General features: G+C 55.6%; 13 protein-coding genes. 1 reads left to right on the top strand and 12 read right to left on the bottom strand.

Features of this window, described 5'->3' with window-relative positions:
- The first annotated feature begins 68 nt into the window (after positions 1–68).
- Positions 69–749, top strand: coding sequence for a TrmH family RNA methyltransferase (locus ACQCLF_RS07500; protein WP_426985845.1), 681 nt, complete (start codon positions 69–71; stop codon positions 747–749).
- Between the two features lie 28 nt (positions 750–777).
- On the opposite strand, the gene ACQCLF_RS07495 is transcribed toward ACQCLF_RS07500, so the two are convergent.
- The 12 genes from ACQCLF_RS07495 to thiI form a co-directional block, all read right to left on the bottom strand.
- Entirely contained in the window at positions 778–1,560 is a 783-nt protein-coding gene (locus ACQCLF_RS07495) for a sulfite exporter TauE/SafE family protein (protein WP_426985843.1), read from the bottom strand.
- Positions 1,561–1,667: 107 nt separating this feature from the next.
- Positions 1,668–2,597: a CysB family HTH-type transcriptional regulator gene (locus ACQCLF_RS07490; RefSeq protein WP_426985841.1), complete on the bottom strand. Its 930-nt coding sequence runs from the start codon at positions 2,595–2,597 to the stop codon at positions 1,668–1,670.
- Positions 2,594–3,688 carry a sulfate/molybdate ABC transporter ATP-binding protein gene (locus ACQCLF_RS07485; RefSeq protein ID WP_426985839.1) on the bottom strand — a complete coding sequence of 365 codons (1,095 nt, stop codon included), beginning with the start codon at positions 3,686–3,688 and terminating at the stop codon, positions 2,594–2,596. The genes ACQCLF_RS07490 and ACQCLF_RS07485 overlap by 4 nt, the downstream gene beginning before the upstream one ends.
- Before the next feature lie 19 nt (positions 3,689–3,707).
- Complete coding sequence (gene cysW, locus ACQCLF_RS07480; protein ID WP_426985838.1) at positions 3,708–4,595, bottom strand: sulfate ABC transporter permease subunit CysW; 888 nt, start codon at positions 4,593–4,595, stop codon at positions 3,708–3,710.
- The gene (gene cysT, locus ACQCLF_RS07475) at positions 4,595–5,440 is read right to left on the bottom strand and encodes a sulfate ABC transporter permease subunit CysT (protein WP_426985836.1); all 846 of its coding nucleotides are present in this window, start codon (positions 5,438–5,440) and stop codon (positions 4,595–4,597) included. The genes cysW and cysT overlap by 1 nt, the downstream gene beginning before the upstream one ends.
- Entirely contained in the window at positions 5,440–6,450 is a 1,011-nt protein-coding gene (locus ACQCLF_RS07470) for a sulfate ABC transporter substrate-binding protein (protein ID WP_426985834.1), read from the bottom strand. The genes cysT and ACQCLF_RS07470 overlap by 1 nt, the downstream gene beginning before the upstream one ends.
- 207 nt (positions 6,451–6,657) lie before the next feature.
- Entirely contained in the window at positions 6,658–7,719 is a 1,062-nt protein-coding gene (locus ACQCLF_RS07465; protein WP_426985832.1) for a porin, read from the bottom strand.
- A 278-nt stretch (positions 7,720–7,997) separates the two neighbouring features.
- Entirely contained in the window at positions 7,998–8,660 is a 663-nt protein-coding gene (locus ACQCLF_RS07460; protein ID WP_426985830.1) for an RBBP9/YdeN family alpha/beta hydrolase, read from the bottom strand.
- Positions 8,661–8,850: 190 nt separating this feature from the next.
- Entirely contained in the window at positions 8,851–9,867 is a 1,017-nt protein-coding gene (locus ACQCLF_RS07455; protein WP_426985828.1) for a sulfate ABC transporter substrate-binding protein, read from the bottom strand.
- A 469-nt stretch (positions 9,868–10,336) separates the two neighbouring features.
- Positions 10,337–12,160 (bottom strand): translational GTPase TypA, encoded by a 1,824-nt coding sequence (gene typA / locus ACQCLF_RS07450; RefSeq protein ID WP_426985826.1) that lies wholly within the window; start codon positions 12,158–12,160, stop codon positions 10,337–10,339.
- A gap of 110 nt (positions 12,161–12,270) precedes the next feature.
- Complete coding sequence (locus tag ACQCLF_RS07445; protein WP_426985824.1) at positions 12,271–12,729, bottom strand: hypothetical protein; 459 nt, start codon at positions 12,727–12,729, stop codon at positions 12,271–12,273.
- A gap of 27 nt (positions 12,730–12,756) precedes the next feature.
- Entirely contained in the window at positions 12,757–14,214 is a 1,458-nt protein-coding gene (gene thiI, locus ACQCLF_RS07440) for a tRNA uracil 4-sulfurtransferase ThiI (protein WP_426985822.1), read from the bottom strand.
- Positions 14,215–14,338 lie beyond the last annotated feature (124 nt).

Genomic DNA, 14,338 nt, shown 5'->3' with positions numbered 1-14,338 from the left:
CGTATACGTTCAATAGCGGCTGCCCCGACAGTGCTATAATCGCCGCCTTTTAAGAACCGCTCCTTGATATGTCCCGCGAACGCTACGAAAAATTCAAGCAAGTGCTGCGTCAACGTCAGACCGATATGACGTTGCTGACCGATCAGGTCCACAAGGCACAAAATATCTCCGCCATGTTGCGCACCGCCGATGCCGTGGGTATGCCGACTATTCACATGGTGCAACCTCACCGGGGCCGACTCGTTTATCACCATACCGCTGGCGGCAGCGGGCGTTTTACCGGAACCGTGGTTCACCCGGATATTCAAACAGGGATGCAGGCGCTGCGGCAGAAAGGGCTCAAACTCTACGCCGCCCACTGGTCAGACCGCGCCATCCACTACCGCGAAGCGGATTTCACGCAACCGTTTGCGCTGGTGATGGGAGCGGAAAAAGAGGGGCTGAGCGATTACGCAGCCGAACACGCGGATGAGCACCTGACCATTCCCATTATTGGAATGGTGGAAAGCTACAATGTGAGCGTGGCGGCGGCTATTATTTTGCAAGAAGCCATGCACCAGCGAATCCGGGTCGGCCGGTATGATCAATCACTGGATGAAAACAACCCAGAAGTAAAAGACACGCTGTTCCGCTGGATGCACCCGAAAATGGTCCGATACTGTGAGCGATTCAATTTGCCGTTTCCGGAACTGGATGAGGACGGCGACATCATTCCCCCTCAGGACCCGGCCTATCGAAGCCCGCGCTAACCCTCTTATTGCGCCTCGCCCTTTATCGTCAAAACACGGTGCGAAGCATTTCAATCGACAGCGCCATTAACATCAACGCGAACAAACGTTTCAGCCAGGTCACTGGCAAACGGTGCGCCAGACGCGCCCCGAGCGGTGCCGTCAACGCACTGAAACATACGATCGATAACGCCGCCGGCCAGTACACAAACCCCAGCGTATGCGCTGGCAAACCGTCCGTCCCCCAACCATTCAGCATGTAGCCGAGCGCACCGGCCACCGCAATGGGCAGGCCCACCGCCGCGGACGTGCCGATGGCGACCGGCAGGCGCACATTACACCAGGAAAGAAACGGCACGGTCAGAGACCCGCCACCGATGGCCACCAGTGCAGAGAGGCCCCCGATTCCCGATCCTGCCAACACCAGCCCACCGGTGCCCGGCAATTGCCGACTGGGTACCGGCTTGCGATTGACGATCATTTGCAGGGAAACATAAGCCATGAAAACGGAAAAAATAACGGCCAGCGGCTCCGGAGGCAGCGACGCGGCCACAAAAGTCGCCACAAACGTGCCCATCAACACACCAGGGGCCATGCGTGCCACAACGGGCCAGAGCACCGCGCCGTGCCGATGGTGAACGCGCAGGCTCGCCAGCGCTGTGGGCACAATGGCCGCCATGGAGGTCCCAAGCGCGAGATGAACCCGGTGCTCCCCGCCCAGGTCAGCGGCGGTAAACAGCAGCATCAGCACCGGCACCATCAAGCCACCGCCGCCAATGCCGAACAAACCCGCGACAAGCCCGGTTACAGCCCCCAGGGCCAAGAATTGCACTATGTTTACCCAATCCAAACGCTTCGTTCTCCCACCAGCAAACCCAGGCCCCAGGGCCTGTTAATATTATTTGGACAGCCAGCGCTACGAAGACCATATACAGCGTTCTATTTGCCAGAGATCAACAATTTGTCGTTGACGGCTTCGGCCGTCAGCTCCGGTGAGCAGTAGCGCAGAAAGTCGATGGCATACTGGCGCAAAAGGTGGCCGCGCCGAACCGCCAGACTGGTGGTATTCTCCTCGAATAATGCCGAGGCGTCCAACAGGCGCAGGCCCGGCTCACGTTCCGGGTTGAAGGCCATGGACGCGATAATCCCCACGCCTTGCCCCAGTTCGACGTAGGACTTGATCACATCCGCGTCCAGGGCGGACATCGCGATGTCCGGGGTAAGCCCCGCTTCGCTGAAGGCCCTGTCCACTTTGTCCCGCCCCGTAAAGCCTTCGTGGTAAGTGATCACGGGGTACTCTGCGATCGCCTCCAAAGTCAGTGCGGGCAATTCGCTTAACGGGTGTCCCTCGGGGACTATGACACCGTGGTGCCAGCGGTAGTAAGGAAAGGTGACCAGGTCCGACACGTTACTGAGGGCTTCCGTGGCCACACCAATATCCGCCTCCCCCTCTCTAAGCATACGCAAAATCTCACCCGGGCTGCCTTGGTGAAGTCGCAGCTTGACCTTGGGGTACTGTTGCTTGAAAGCGGTGACCACCGGCGGCAGCGAGTAACGTGCCTGGGTATGTGTCGTAGCCAGCGTCAACTGGCCGACATCGCGCCCAGTGTACTGCTCGGAAAGGTTCCGAATATTCTCTGCCTCAAGCAACAAGCGCTCAACCACCTTCACCAGTTCCTTACCCGGCTCGGTCAACCCCAGCAAGCGCTTGCCCTTGCGGACATAGAGCTCCAGCCCCAGCTCCTCTTCGAGGTCGCGAATGTGCTTGGACACCCCGGACTGGGAGGTGTACAGGTTGGCAGCCACATCGGTGAGATTAAAGTTTCGACGTACGGTTTCCCGAACGATTCTCAGTTGTTGGAAGTTCATAACGGCTTTTCCTGCACAGAGGGCGTTTGCTCGAACAGCCGCAGTCGGGTCGGTTTGAGCCGGACGTCCTGGCCCTCCCGCAACGCAAGCTCTTCGGCTCGCTGGCGCGGCAGTTCCACTTCATAGTAACGCCCCTTCGCCCCCTTCTGGCCATCGAGTTCAATACGGGACTGACTACCCAGGGACAAAATTCGACTGACACGCGCCGGGATACCGGTCAGATCGAATGGGTCCGTCGCAATCTCCAACTCGTGCGGACGGGCAAAGGCATATACCTGAGCGCCTGCGGGAATATCTCCCGGTTCACCATGGTGTACCCGATCCTCGCCAATGTACACGTGCTGATCTTCGAGGCGTCCGTGAAATAAATTCACTGATCCCAAAAAGCCATAAACAAACGGCGTTTGGGGATTATTATAGACTTCCTCTGGAGATCCCACCTGCTCTACCCGTCCCTCATTCATCAGCACAACTTTATCGGCTACTTCCAAAGCCTCTTCCTGGTCATGAGTCACGAATATCGAGGTGATATGCAGTTCATCGTGCAAGCGCCTCAACCAGCGTCGCAACTCCTTGCGCACCTTGGCATCCAGGGCTCCAAAAGGTTCATCCAGCAACAACACCCGCGGTTCTACCGCCAAGGCACGGGCCAGGGCAATACGCTGCCTTTGACCACCGGACAGTTGTGAGGGAAACCGGTCGGCCAGCCAGTCGAGCTGTACCAGCTCCAAAAGCTGATGCACCTTTTTCTTAATCTGGTCCTTGGAAAGCCGCTCGGACTTGGGCTTCATGCGCATACCAAACGCCACATTATCGAATACCGTCATGTGCTTGAACAACGCATAGTGCTGGAAGACAAAACCGACCTGCCGCTCACGCACGTGAGCACCAGAGGCATCCTCCCCCTCCAGCACCACAGTACCCGAGTCGGACTGCTCCAGGCCAGCGATGATGCGCAGCAGTGTGGTTTTCCCGCAGCCGGAAGGCCCCAGCAGTGCCACCAGCTCTCCAGGGGGGAAATCCAGGGAGACATTATTCAGAGCAACAAAGTTGCCAAACCGTTTTTGAATACCGTTTACTTGAATACTCATAACCTTTTACCTTGATCCGTTATCGCCGCGAGTGTTCCGCGCGCTTCTCTACCCATGTTTTCAGTGTCAGCGTCACCAGAGCCAGCAGCGCCAACAAAGACGCCACAGCAAAAGCCGCCGCAAAATTGTATTCGTTGTACAGAATTTCCACATGCAATGGCATGGTGTTGGTAACCCCGCGAATATGGCCCGACACCACCGAAACCGCGCCAAACTCACCCATGGCTCGTGCATTACAGAGAATGACACCGTACAGCAGCCCCCACTTGATATTCGGCAAAGTGACGTGCCAGAACGTACGCCAACCATTGGCTCCCAGCACAACGGCGGCCTCTTCTTCCTCCTTGCCCTGCGCCTGCATTAACGGGATCAGCTCCCTCGCAACAAACGGGAACGTCACAAATACCGTGGCCAACACAATTCCCGGAACGGCGAACACGATCTTTATGTCATGCTCAATCAACCAGGGGCCCAACCAGCCGTGAGCGCCAAAAAGCAGTATGTAAATCAGGCCAGCAATCACCGGGGAGACCGAGAACGGCAAATCGATCAAGGTAATCAACAAGTGTTTCCCCGGGAACTCGAATTTGGCAATCGCCCAGGCGGCAGCCACCCCGAAGACAAGATTCAGAGGCACCGAGATGGCAGCGACCAACAAAGTTAACCTAACCGCCGCTAATGCATCGGGCTCGCGCAATGCTTCCCAGTAAACCTCGACACCACGCCGCAATGCTTCAACAAATACGGCAATCAACGGTAAGAGCAAAAAGATACCGAAGAATGCCAACGAAACCACAATGATGGTCAAACGCAGGCCCGGGTGCTCCCGTGTGGCCAGATTGCTTTCATAACGGTTGCCCTTAACGGCCGTCTTGGGTAAACGAGAACTGATGCTTTCTCCCGACATTACGCCGCCCTCCCGGTTCTTCTGGCCGCCCAGGCCTGTAATCCATTGATAATCAGCAACAGGATGAAAGAGACGATTAACATCACGGCGGCAATGGCCGTGGCACCGGCGTAATCGTACTGCTCCAGCTTAGTGATAATAATCAGCGGTGTGATTTCCGACACCATCGGAATATTGCCGGCGATAAAAATCACTGACCCATACTCTCCAACCGCCCGGGCAAATGCCAGTGCGAACCCGGTCAGGATGGCCGGCAACAATACTGGGAAGATGATTCGGCGAAACGTGTGCCAGCGCGATGCGCCCAGGCTCGCTGCGGCTTCTTCGAGTTCGGTATCGAGGTCTTCCAGTATGGGCTGGACGGTGCGTACGATAAACGGCAGTCCGATAAACACCAGGGCAATCAGAATCCCCGGCGGCGCAAATGCCACCTTGAAGCCGAAGACACCTTCGATGTACTGGCCCAGCCACCCATTGGGGGCATAAATCGCCGTGAGCGCAATGCCCGCTACGGCGGTTGGCAAAGCGAACGGTAAGTCGATCAATGCGTCCACCAGCTTCTTCCCGGGAAAAGAGTAACGCACCAGCATCCACGCCAGCCCCACACCAAACACCGAATTAATCGATGCCGCCAGCAGCGAGGCACCGAACGAGAGCTTGTAGGTTTCCACAACACGCGGTGCGGACACCGTGCTCCAGAAATCTGCCCATGACATCTCTGCGGTTTTGAAAAATACGGCCGACAGAGGCAGCAGCACGATAATTGACAAATACACCAGCGTGTAACCCAAAGACAATCCAAACCCGGGCAACACGCTAAACGAACGTGTTTTCAAACGAGCCATTAGCGATTCACCATAATCTGATCAAACAGCGCACCATCGACAAAGTGTTTCTCCCGTACCTTCGCCCATCCTCCGAGCGACTCGACGGAGAAAATATCAATGGCGGGATACTGAGATTGATAGCGCTTGAGCACGGCCTCGGAGCGCGGCCGGAAATTGTGCCGAGCAATGATTTCCTGACCGGTTTCACTGAACAGGAAATTCAGGTAACCCTCCGCCTCCTTAGTAGTACCGCGCTTTTCGGTCACAGAGCGGATAACAGCTACCGGAGCAGATGCGTCAATAGAGCGCGAGGGGTAAACCACATCGAACTGATCAGCGCCCAACTCCTTTGCGATCAGGATCGCTTCATTTTCAAAAGTCACTAGAACGTCACCAATGGCACGCTGGGTGAAAGAGGTCGTCGCCCCCCGGCCACCACCATCCAGGACTGGTACATTGGCGAAAAGGCGTGTGACAAAATCCTGTGCAGCTTCTTCCGAGCCCTGCTGGTTCAGGGCATAGCCCCAGGCTGCAAGATAGGTGTAGCGACCATTACCGGAGGTTTTCGGGTTGGGCACAATCACCGCCACCTCTGGGTTCACCAGGTCATCCCAGTCTTGAATGTTCTTCGGGTTACCCTTGCGCACCAGAAAAACCGAGGTGGTGGTGTAGGGAGTCGCGTTGTGCGGATACTGTGAACGCCAGCCCTTCGCTACCAGCCCACGCTCCGCCAGCATGTCAATGTCCGGGGCCTGATTCATGGTAATGACATCACCTTCCAGACCGGAGGCCACAGACAGTGCCTGTTTACTGGAACCGCCATGAGACTGATTGACTTTAATTGCCTCGCCTTCGCTCTCGCGCCAAAATGCCTCGAACTCCGGGTTGATATCCTTATACAGCTCACGGGAGACGTCGTACGACACATTCAGCAGCGTCGTATCCGCCAGCGCTGTTGCCGAAAGAGCAGCAAACGCCAGAACCCCTATGGCTTTTCGCAATAACTTAATAACAAAAAGGAATAGCATAACCATCTCTCCATAACTGATTGATAGGCGCAGTCTAGAGAGGTGACGCATTAAGCAGAAATAATTATTTATTGCTAACTTATGCAGAATGTTGCAAAGCCAACAGTGACATGCCCGGACCAGCGCCAGGAAGTACCTGAAAAAAAACGGCTGCGGGCCTGAGGCTCCGCAGCCGGAAGTCATGCCATTAATCTCATCAGAGGCCTGCTAAAAATAGTACCTCAACCCCCCAGACAGACCGCTGGTGGTTTCGCCCAAGGCTCCGGGCGCTGTCGCCGTACGGGCTTGTGTCCAAGGAGTCAGCGCCGCGTTATCGTCATTAGCGACTGAGGCATAGTTAAGATAGAAACGCAGGTTACGATGCAACCGGTGTTCGACTCCCACCGCCAGAAGCTCCGAATTCGCGTCGACCACGTCTACATCACGGACTAGATAGTATGCTTTCAGACGGGTTTTCGTTGTTAACGACCAATCAAAACCAGCTCCGATTACCTCGCTATCCAGTGTGTCATTCACGTGGTCCAGGTGCTGCCAGAAGCCAACTACCCGGACCGCATCGTTAATGCGGTAGGAGCCAGCAAGCCGCAAACCATCACGCTCACCACGCTCGGTATCCTCACCATGGGTTTCGTAAGCCAGTGCCAGATCCCAGGCCTCATCGGTATAGATTACCGAAGCACTGAGTGCGTCGGCATCGGCACCTTCTGGATTCACATTTTGCTCACTCACGGAGTACGATACCGCGCCCACCAGACCACGGTAACCCGGTGTTTGATAGGCGATGGTATTTGGCAACCGCTCATCAACCCGTGCGTCCCCGACCCGGGTCACGTTGCGAATATCACCTACCTGGTTTCCAAAAAGATTAGCCGGATTACGCGCCTGCTTGAAGGGAGAATCGAAACGACCAATTTGCACAGAACCAAACTGGCCTCTCAGTCCAACAAAGGTATCGCGCGTAGAGAATGTCTCCCCATTGCTGTTGTTGAAATCAACCTGCTGCTCAATCTGATAATACGCTGTTATTCCTTCAAACTGAGTTTCCCCACGAAATCCGATGTTGGAAGCGTTGCTGGATATATTAAGCTCGGAGTACTCCGCTCCATTGTCCAGAAAGTCCAGGGAGACATGCGCCTGACCGTAGATCGTGTTCTCAGCAAAGACTGCCTGAGTTGATAAGAAAGACAACAAAGGAACAGCAACCCCAATTGCCGCTACCTTAATCGGTAAACGTTTCGCTTCACCAACAAATGATTTTTTAATACTCACCTAACCGTTCTCCTGAAAATTGTGAATCTGACAAGAGCGAAATTTAACAATCAGCCCTAGCCAGGAGAACAAAGAAATTATGATTTGCTTTTTATATATTTTCTAAAATTCGTTATTTTTTTGAAAGCTCCTTTATTAGGATTTAGGGAACTTTATGCTGATCATCGCTGCGGAGTATTGAAGGGGAGGGGAACTACAAGCTGTGCTAACCAACGCAAGCAACTGGCACATCGGCACCACACCACTGGGCATACTGTGCAGATGTAAATATAGCTTCACTAAGCGTAGAGCAAACGATAGTCGTGCAAACGGGCAAACCCTTCGGTCCCCGAGAACGCCAGTCGGGAATACAGGTTACCCTGCTCCTCCGGTATCTGATGACCGAGGCTGCCAATAAACTGCTCTACCAGCTCTTTAATCAGAGGCCAAGGACCGTGGCCAGAGTCAACGTTGATGTGTCCCACTTTGCCCGCATTGTGGAAATTCAATCCCCAGCGGCGCGCCCAGGCGTAGGCGTGAGGTAATTTCATCCAGGGATCATTTTCACTGGCAATCACCGTTCCAGGAACGCCCAGGGCACTGTCGGGCAAATATCGTGCAATGCTCGCCTCCAACTCGCGGTTTGCACTGCGGACACCGAACAAACCAAACCGCTCGGGGTCTGCGGGAGCGACCAGGAACGCTCCGGCCACGCGCTGGCGACGATTCCTGATCGCCAGCGTTGATACCAGCGAACCAAAGCTGTGAGCGACGAGAATGACCGGATTTTCGCTTTCATCAATAGCCCGAACCACCTGTGTGGTCCAGTGGTAAAGCGTCGGGTTGTGCCAGTCGACTCTCGACACACGCCGTGCGCCTGGCAGCTCCTCCTGCAACCAGCTCTGCCAGTGTTCCGGTTCACTGCCGCGGAAACCCGGAACTACTATCACATCATAAGGCATGGTTAACTCTTCCTCTCAGGTTTTCTATTTGCGCTATGCTGGCGAAAAACGCGCCAGGTCAACTTCCGTAGACTTGACCACGCCCTTGAATTGATTGCGGGCGTTAATGGCTTTAATTGTCATACTGCGCTTCCTGCCAATTCGTTGATGTTGGGTGACCCATCCCTGGGTGGAAAACATTACCGTCCTGTTATTGAACCGTGTAAATTTCGTCGAAAACACCACCGTCATTAAAATGAGTTTTCTGTGCGTTTTGCCAACCACCGAACACTTCATCCACAGTAAAGCGTTTGACATCCGGAAAGCGCTTTACATCATCCTCGTCAGCCAGCGCGGGCAGCACCGGACGATAATAGTGCTTGGCGGCCAGCCTCTGACCCACCGGAGAGTACAGGTAAGCCAAGTAGGCGTCGGCCACTTTGGTTACGCCATGCTTTTCGGCAATACCATCCACCAATGTGACGGGAGGCTCAGCCAGAATGGAAATAGAGGGAACCACAATTTCGAATTTCTCAGGCCCCAGTTCGTTAACCGCAAGGAACGCTTCGTTTTCCCACGCCAGCAGCACATCCCCGATACCGCGCTGAACAAAAGTGTTGGTAGAACCCCGGGCACCGGAGTCCAGGACCGGCACGTTCTTGTAAATTTTGGTCACAAAATCACGAGCGGCGTTTTCATCGCCATCACTTTCTTCAAGCGCGTATCCCCAGGCTGCCAGATAGTTCCAGCGAGCACCTCCGGAGGTTTTCGGGTTTGGGGTAATCACCTCGACACCAGAGCGGGCAATATCATCCCAGTCTTCGATATTCTTGGGGTTGCCTTTGCGCACCAAAAACACAATAGTCGAGGTGTAGGGAGCGCTGTTGTTCGGCAGGCGGGATTGCCAGTCTCCCGGAATATGGCCGGTACGCTCACCAATGGCAGAAATATCGTAGGCCAGCGCCAGCGTAACCACATCCGCCTCCAGGCCATCGATCACAGCTCGAGCCTGTTTCCCCGCACCACCATGGGACTGTTTTATCGTCACGTTTTGCCCGGTGTTTTCTTTCCAGTAACGGGCGAACTCCGGGTTGTACTCTTTGTAAAGCTCCCGCGTTGGGTCATAGGAGACATTGAGCAGTTCCACGGAGGATTGCGCCACCGCACCACCGGAAGACAGGGATGCGGCAAGGCCCAAAGCACCCAGCGCGAAGATCTTCTTAATCATGTAATCACTCCTTACAAGTAAAGCGAAATAGTCGTTTTGTATTACGTCGTTGTCGTGGGTCGGAAACAGCAGACCTTTCCCGCAGGAAATGGCTTCTGATCCAGCCATGGCGATCACTCTAACAATGCCTGCGAACGCAACGAACGAATAAATTATGCTTTGCTTATGAGGCGGTGATGCATAAGCACATAACCAGCCGAAGCACCGGGGCGGCTGCGGCGAAGCACTTTAATGCAAAGGGTAGCGGAAATGCAGGGCTGGCAAGCGAAGCGCCACCTACCGTTGATAGGTTGCGATGAGGAAGTGAGATCAAAGGCCGGGGGCGGTAGGTGGCGGTGGGGGCTACCCTGTGTAGACTCTCGGAGGCATGGATGCCGACGTGAAGCCCCCAAGGATGGGTTTACGGCGGGTCTACACAGGGTAGCCCCCACCGCTACTGTACTTTCCGTATAACTATTACAGACCTGGCTTATTTCTTAGCGCGCTTCCGCTCATTCTCCGTCAACAGCTTCTTGCGCAAACGGATGCTCTCCGGCGTCACCTCCACCAGCTCATCATCCTCAATAAACTCCAGCGCCTGCTCCAGCGTATGACGCACCGGCGGCGTCAAAGTCAGCGCCTCATCCGTACCCGCCGCACGCACGTTGGTCAATTGCTTCGCCTTGGTCGGATTTACCACCAGATCATTATTGCGCGAGTGCAGACCAATAATCTGACCTTCATACACATCCACACCGTGACCGAGGAACAAGCGACCGCGATCCTGCAATGCGTACAGCGCGTAAGCCAGCGTCTTACCTTTCACCATGGACACCAGAACACCGTTGGGGCGCTTGGCCATCTCACCAGTTTTCACCGGGCCGTAATGGTCAAAAATACTGGTCATAATGCCCGAGCCTGACGTCAGCGTCAGGAACATACCACGGAAACCGATCAGGCCGCGGGAGGGCACCATGAATTCCAGTTTTACACGACCCTTGCCGTCCGGCTCCATGTTCGTCATTTCCGCGCGGCGCAGCCCCAGCTCTTCCATCACCGAACCCTGGTGCTGCTCTTCGACGTCAATCACCACGATTTCATAAGGCTCATGGATTTCACCATCCACCTCTTTCTGGATAACTTCGGGACGGGAAACACCCAGCTCGAAACCTTCGCGGCGCATGTTTTCAATCAATACGGACAAATGCAGCTCACCGCGACCGGACACCACGAATTTGTCCGGGCTGTCGCCCTGACGCACGCGCAGGGCCACGTTGTGGATCAGCTCCTGCTCCAGACGCTCCCGGATATTCCGCGAGGTGACGAACTTGCCTTCTTTGCCCGCGAACGGCGAATCGTTCACTTGGAAGGTCATGCTAACCGTGGGTTCGTCTACTGTCAGTGCGGGCAGGGCTTCAACGTGGTCCGGGTTACACAGGGTGTCGGAAATATCCAGACCATCAATGCCGGTGATACACACGATATCCCCCGCGGTCGCCTTATCCGTATCCACCCGCTCAAGGCCGTGATAGCCCATCACCTGCAACACTTTCGCTTTGCGAGTGCCGCCGTCGGCCTTGGCCACCACCACTTGCTGATTGGGCGACAGGCTGCCACGGGTAATTCGGCCCACACCGATAACGCCCACATAGCTGTTGTAATCCAGGGCGGATATCTGCATCTGGAAGGGCGCGTCCACATCGACAGCCGGCGCCTTGACGTTGTCCACAATCATCTGGAACAACGGCGTCATGTCCTCGGCCATCTCTTCCGGGTCCATGCCCGCAATGCCGTTCAACGCTGAGGCGTAAATAATGGGGAAGTCCAACTGCTCGTCGGTAGCACCGAGGGTATCAAACAAATCAAACACCTGATCGACCACCCAGTCCGGGCGTGCGCCGGGGCGATCCACTTTGTTGATCACCACGATCGGGTTCAGGCCTTTTTCGAACGCCTTGCTGGTCACAAAACGGGTTTGCGGCATGGGGCCATCTACGGCATCCACCAGCAGCAGTACCGAGTCCACCATGGACAGCACCCGCTCAACCTCACCACCGAAGTCGGCGTGTCCGGGGGTATCCACGATATTGATGCGGTAGTCGTTCCAGCGAATGGCGGTGTTTTTAGCGAGGATCGTAATCCCGCGCTCGCGCTCCTGGTCATTGGAGTCCATGATGCGCTCGGCACCCTCGCTACGTCGGTCCAAAGTTCCGGACTGCGACAGCAGTTTGTCCACCAAGGTGGTTTTACCGTGGTCAACGTGGGCGATGATGGCAATATTGCGCAAATTCTGAATAGCGGGGGAATCGGTCATGGACACTCTCGGGAGGTGGTCGCTGGGAAAAGGGCGGCATTATACCTGTCCCACGGCGACACAGAAATGACCGAAGTGTAAAAAATGCGCGATTTTTACGGAAAACTGGCCTATAAACCAAACATCCCGCGCCCTTCTTCGCCAGGAGCGATGAACTGCGTTCCGTCTTTGGCATATTGGAAGAGCTGGATATCGGGCGCGTCCGTCGCGGTAAAGCAGTTGATAAAGGTATCCCGAGCCACGCCGCTGCGGGCGCTGTTGGTGTAAATATCGGCTTCCATAAACACCTTGAACTGCTCACTGGCACGATCCAGCCGGCTGGAGAAACGATCCACCCGCAGGTTACTCAACCGATCACCAAACGCCTCCTCCGCCCGGGCGGTGCACGCCAGCTCCGCATCGGTGAGCGTAATATGCCGATAGCGCGGCTCACCGGCAGCGGCGTGATCGCTCCAGAAATCCAACGGAAACCCGCTGAAGTGCAGGGTGGTCCCTACCGACAGGCAGATCAGTATCACAGCTAGCAGCAATACGCTCCACTTCTGACCCGTGGATGCATCTTGAGACATGGCGGGCTCCTTACTTGGGCAGGCCAATTATTCGGGTCGGTAAACACTCACGTTCGCGTGCCCGGCGTCACTCAAGTGGGCCGCGTGGAGCTGGCTCATCACCCCTTTTTCACAATAGAGCAGATAATGCTGCTGCGGGTCCAAACGCGCAAATTCGGTGTTGAGCTTGAAAAACGGTATTTGTAGCAGATTCCCAGCGGCCAGCGCCAGTGGTTTCAAGGCCGACTCATCGGGATGGCGGATATCAATCACCACCGCCTTGTCCGGCACGCGGGTTTCAATGTTGACGTCAATCATCGCTTCGGACGAATCCGCCAAATGATCCACCGGCGTCACCACTCTCTGGGCCAGCGCCTGCTCGAGCACCTCGAAATCGAAGTTGGCCTCCACGTGTTCCACTTTATCCAGTTTCGCCGCCGTTGTGGGGCGCACCGAAATAACACCACAGTACTCCGGCACATTGGCGGAATAGGTCTCGGTGCCGATGCGGCGGGAGAGATCGATAATATCGCGCTTGTCCATCGTAATGAGCGGGCGCAGAACCAGCGCGTCTGTCACCCGGTCAATTGCGCTGAGATTGGGCAGGGTCTGGCTGGACACCTGGGCTACGCTCTCACCGGTCACCAGCGCCTGCAAACCCAGCTCCTCCGAAACCCGTGTCGCCGCTCGCAGCATCATGCGCTTTAGGATCACCCCCATGTAGGCGTTATCCACTTTTTCCAGAATCTCTGCCACCACCCCTTCAAACGGGACAGACACAAACTTCACATAGTGGGAGCCGCCGTACTTCTGCCACAGATAGTAGGAGATTTCCTTTACGGCGACTTCATGCGCATGACCGCCAAGATTGAAAAAGCAAAAATGGGTACGCATACCCCGCTTCATGGTCATGTAGCTGGCTACCACGGAATCGAACCCACCGGAAACCAGCGAGAGGACCGCATCCTTCTGGGCACCCAGCGGATACCCGCCCAGGCCCGCATTCTGGTTGGCGACCACGTACAGCGTATCCCGGCGAATCTCCAGGCGAACCGTGATATCCGGATCACGCAGCCGCACGCCCGATGCCTGAGAATATTTTAGAAGGCCACCGCCGACATACCGCTCGACATCGGTTGAACTGAAGTCGTGTTGCCCGCTGCGCTTAACCCGCACACAAAAGGTGTTGTCTTTCAGCGCCGCTTCCCAGTGTCGCCGGGTGAGCGCGAGAATATCGTCGAAATCGCCGAGCGGATAGGCGTGCACCAGGGAGAACGAGTCGACTCCGGGGGTACGACCAAGAACATCCGCTACCTGAAGCGTCAGTTGCTCATCAGCCCCGGGTGCTTCGATTTCTATTTTTTCCCAGTCGCGCTTGATCCGTATGTCCTCGGACAGCGGGGCCAGCAGCCGACGCAGGTTATCGCGCAGCTGCCGGATAAAGCGTTTGCGCACCGGCGGGCTCTTGATGATGATTTCGGGAAAGACCTTGACGATAAAATGCATGAACGCCTACTGTATGGCCGATATGGCTTGCAAAAGGGCGGCTATTATAAGGGAAGGCCCGCGCGTAAACAAAAAGCAGGATGCACCAAAGAAGAGCACACCCACCCCAAAACGCACCAAAGAT

It is taken from the genome of Marinimicrobium sp. ARAG 43.8 (genome assembly GCF_050113635.1).
GTDB lineage: Bacteria > Pseudomonadota > Gammaproteobacteria > Pseudomonadales > Cellvibrionaceae > Marinimicrobium.
Note: the sequence above shows the minus strand (reverse complement) of the source record. Positions and strands in the feature narration are given on the sequence as shown.

Coding starts and splice junctions, on each gene's coding strand:
- ACQCLF_RS07500 (WP_426985845.1), top strand. CDS start 69: ATGTCCCGCGAACGCTACGAAAAATTCAAGCAAGTGCTGCGTCAACGT.
- ACQCLF_RS07490 (WP_426985841.1), bottom strand. CDS start 2,597: ATGAACTTCCAACAACTGAGAATCGTTCGGGAAACCGTACGTCGAAAC.
- cysW (WP_426985838.1), bottom strand. CDS start 4,595: ATGTCGGGAGAAAGCATCAGTTCTCGTTTACCCAAGACGGCCGTTAAG.
- typA (WP_426985826.1), bottom strand. CDS start 12,160: ATGACCGATTCCCCCGCTATTCAGAATTTGCGCAATATTGCCATCATC.
- ACQCLF_RS07455 (WP_426985828.1), bottom strand. CDS start 9,867: ATGATTAAGAAGATCTTCGCGCTGGGTGCTTTGGGCCTTGCCGCATCC.
- ACQCLF_RS07485 (WP_426985839.1), bottom strand. CDS start 3,688: ATGAGTATTCAAGTAAACGGTATTCAAAAACGGTTTGGCAACTTTGTT.
- cysT (WP_426985836.1), bottom strand. CDS start 5,440: ATGGCTCGTTTGAAAACACGTTCGTTTAGCGTGTTGCCCGGGTTTGGA.
- ACQCLF_RS07470 (WP_426985834.1), bottom strand. CDS start 6,450: ATGCTATTCCTTTTTGTTATTAAGTTATTGCGAAAAGCCATAGGGGTT.
- thiI (WP_426985822.1), bottom strand. CDS start 14,214: ATGCATTTTATCGTCAAGGTCTTTCCCGAAATCATCATCAAGAGCCCG.
- ACQCLF_RS07460 (WP_426985830.1), bottom strand. CDS start 8,660: ATGCCTTATGATGTGATAGTAGTTCCGGGTTTCCGCGGCAGTGAACCG.
- ACQCLF_RS07445 (WP_426985824.1), bottom strand. CDS start 12,729: ATGTCTCAAGATGCATCCACGGGTCAGAAGTGGAGCGTATTGCTGCTA.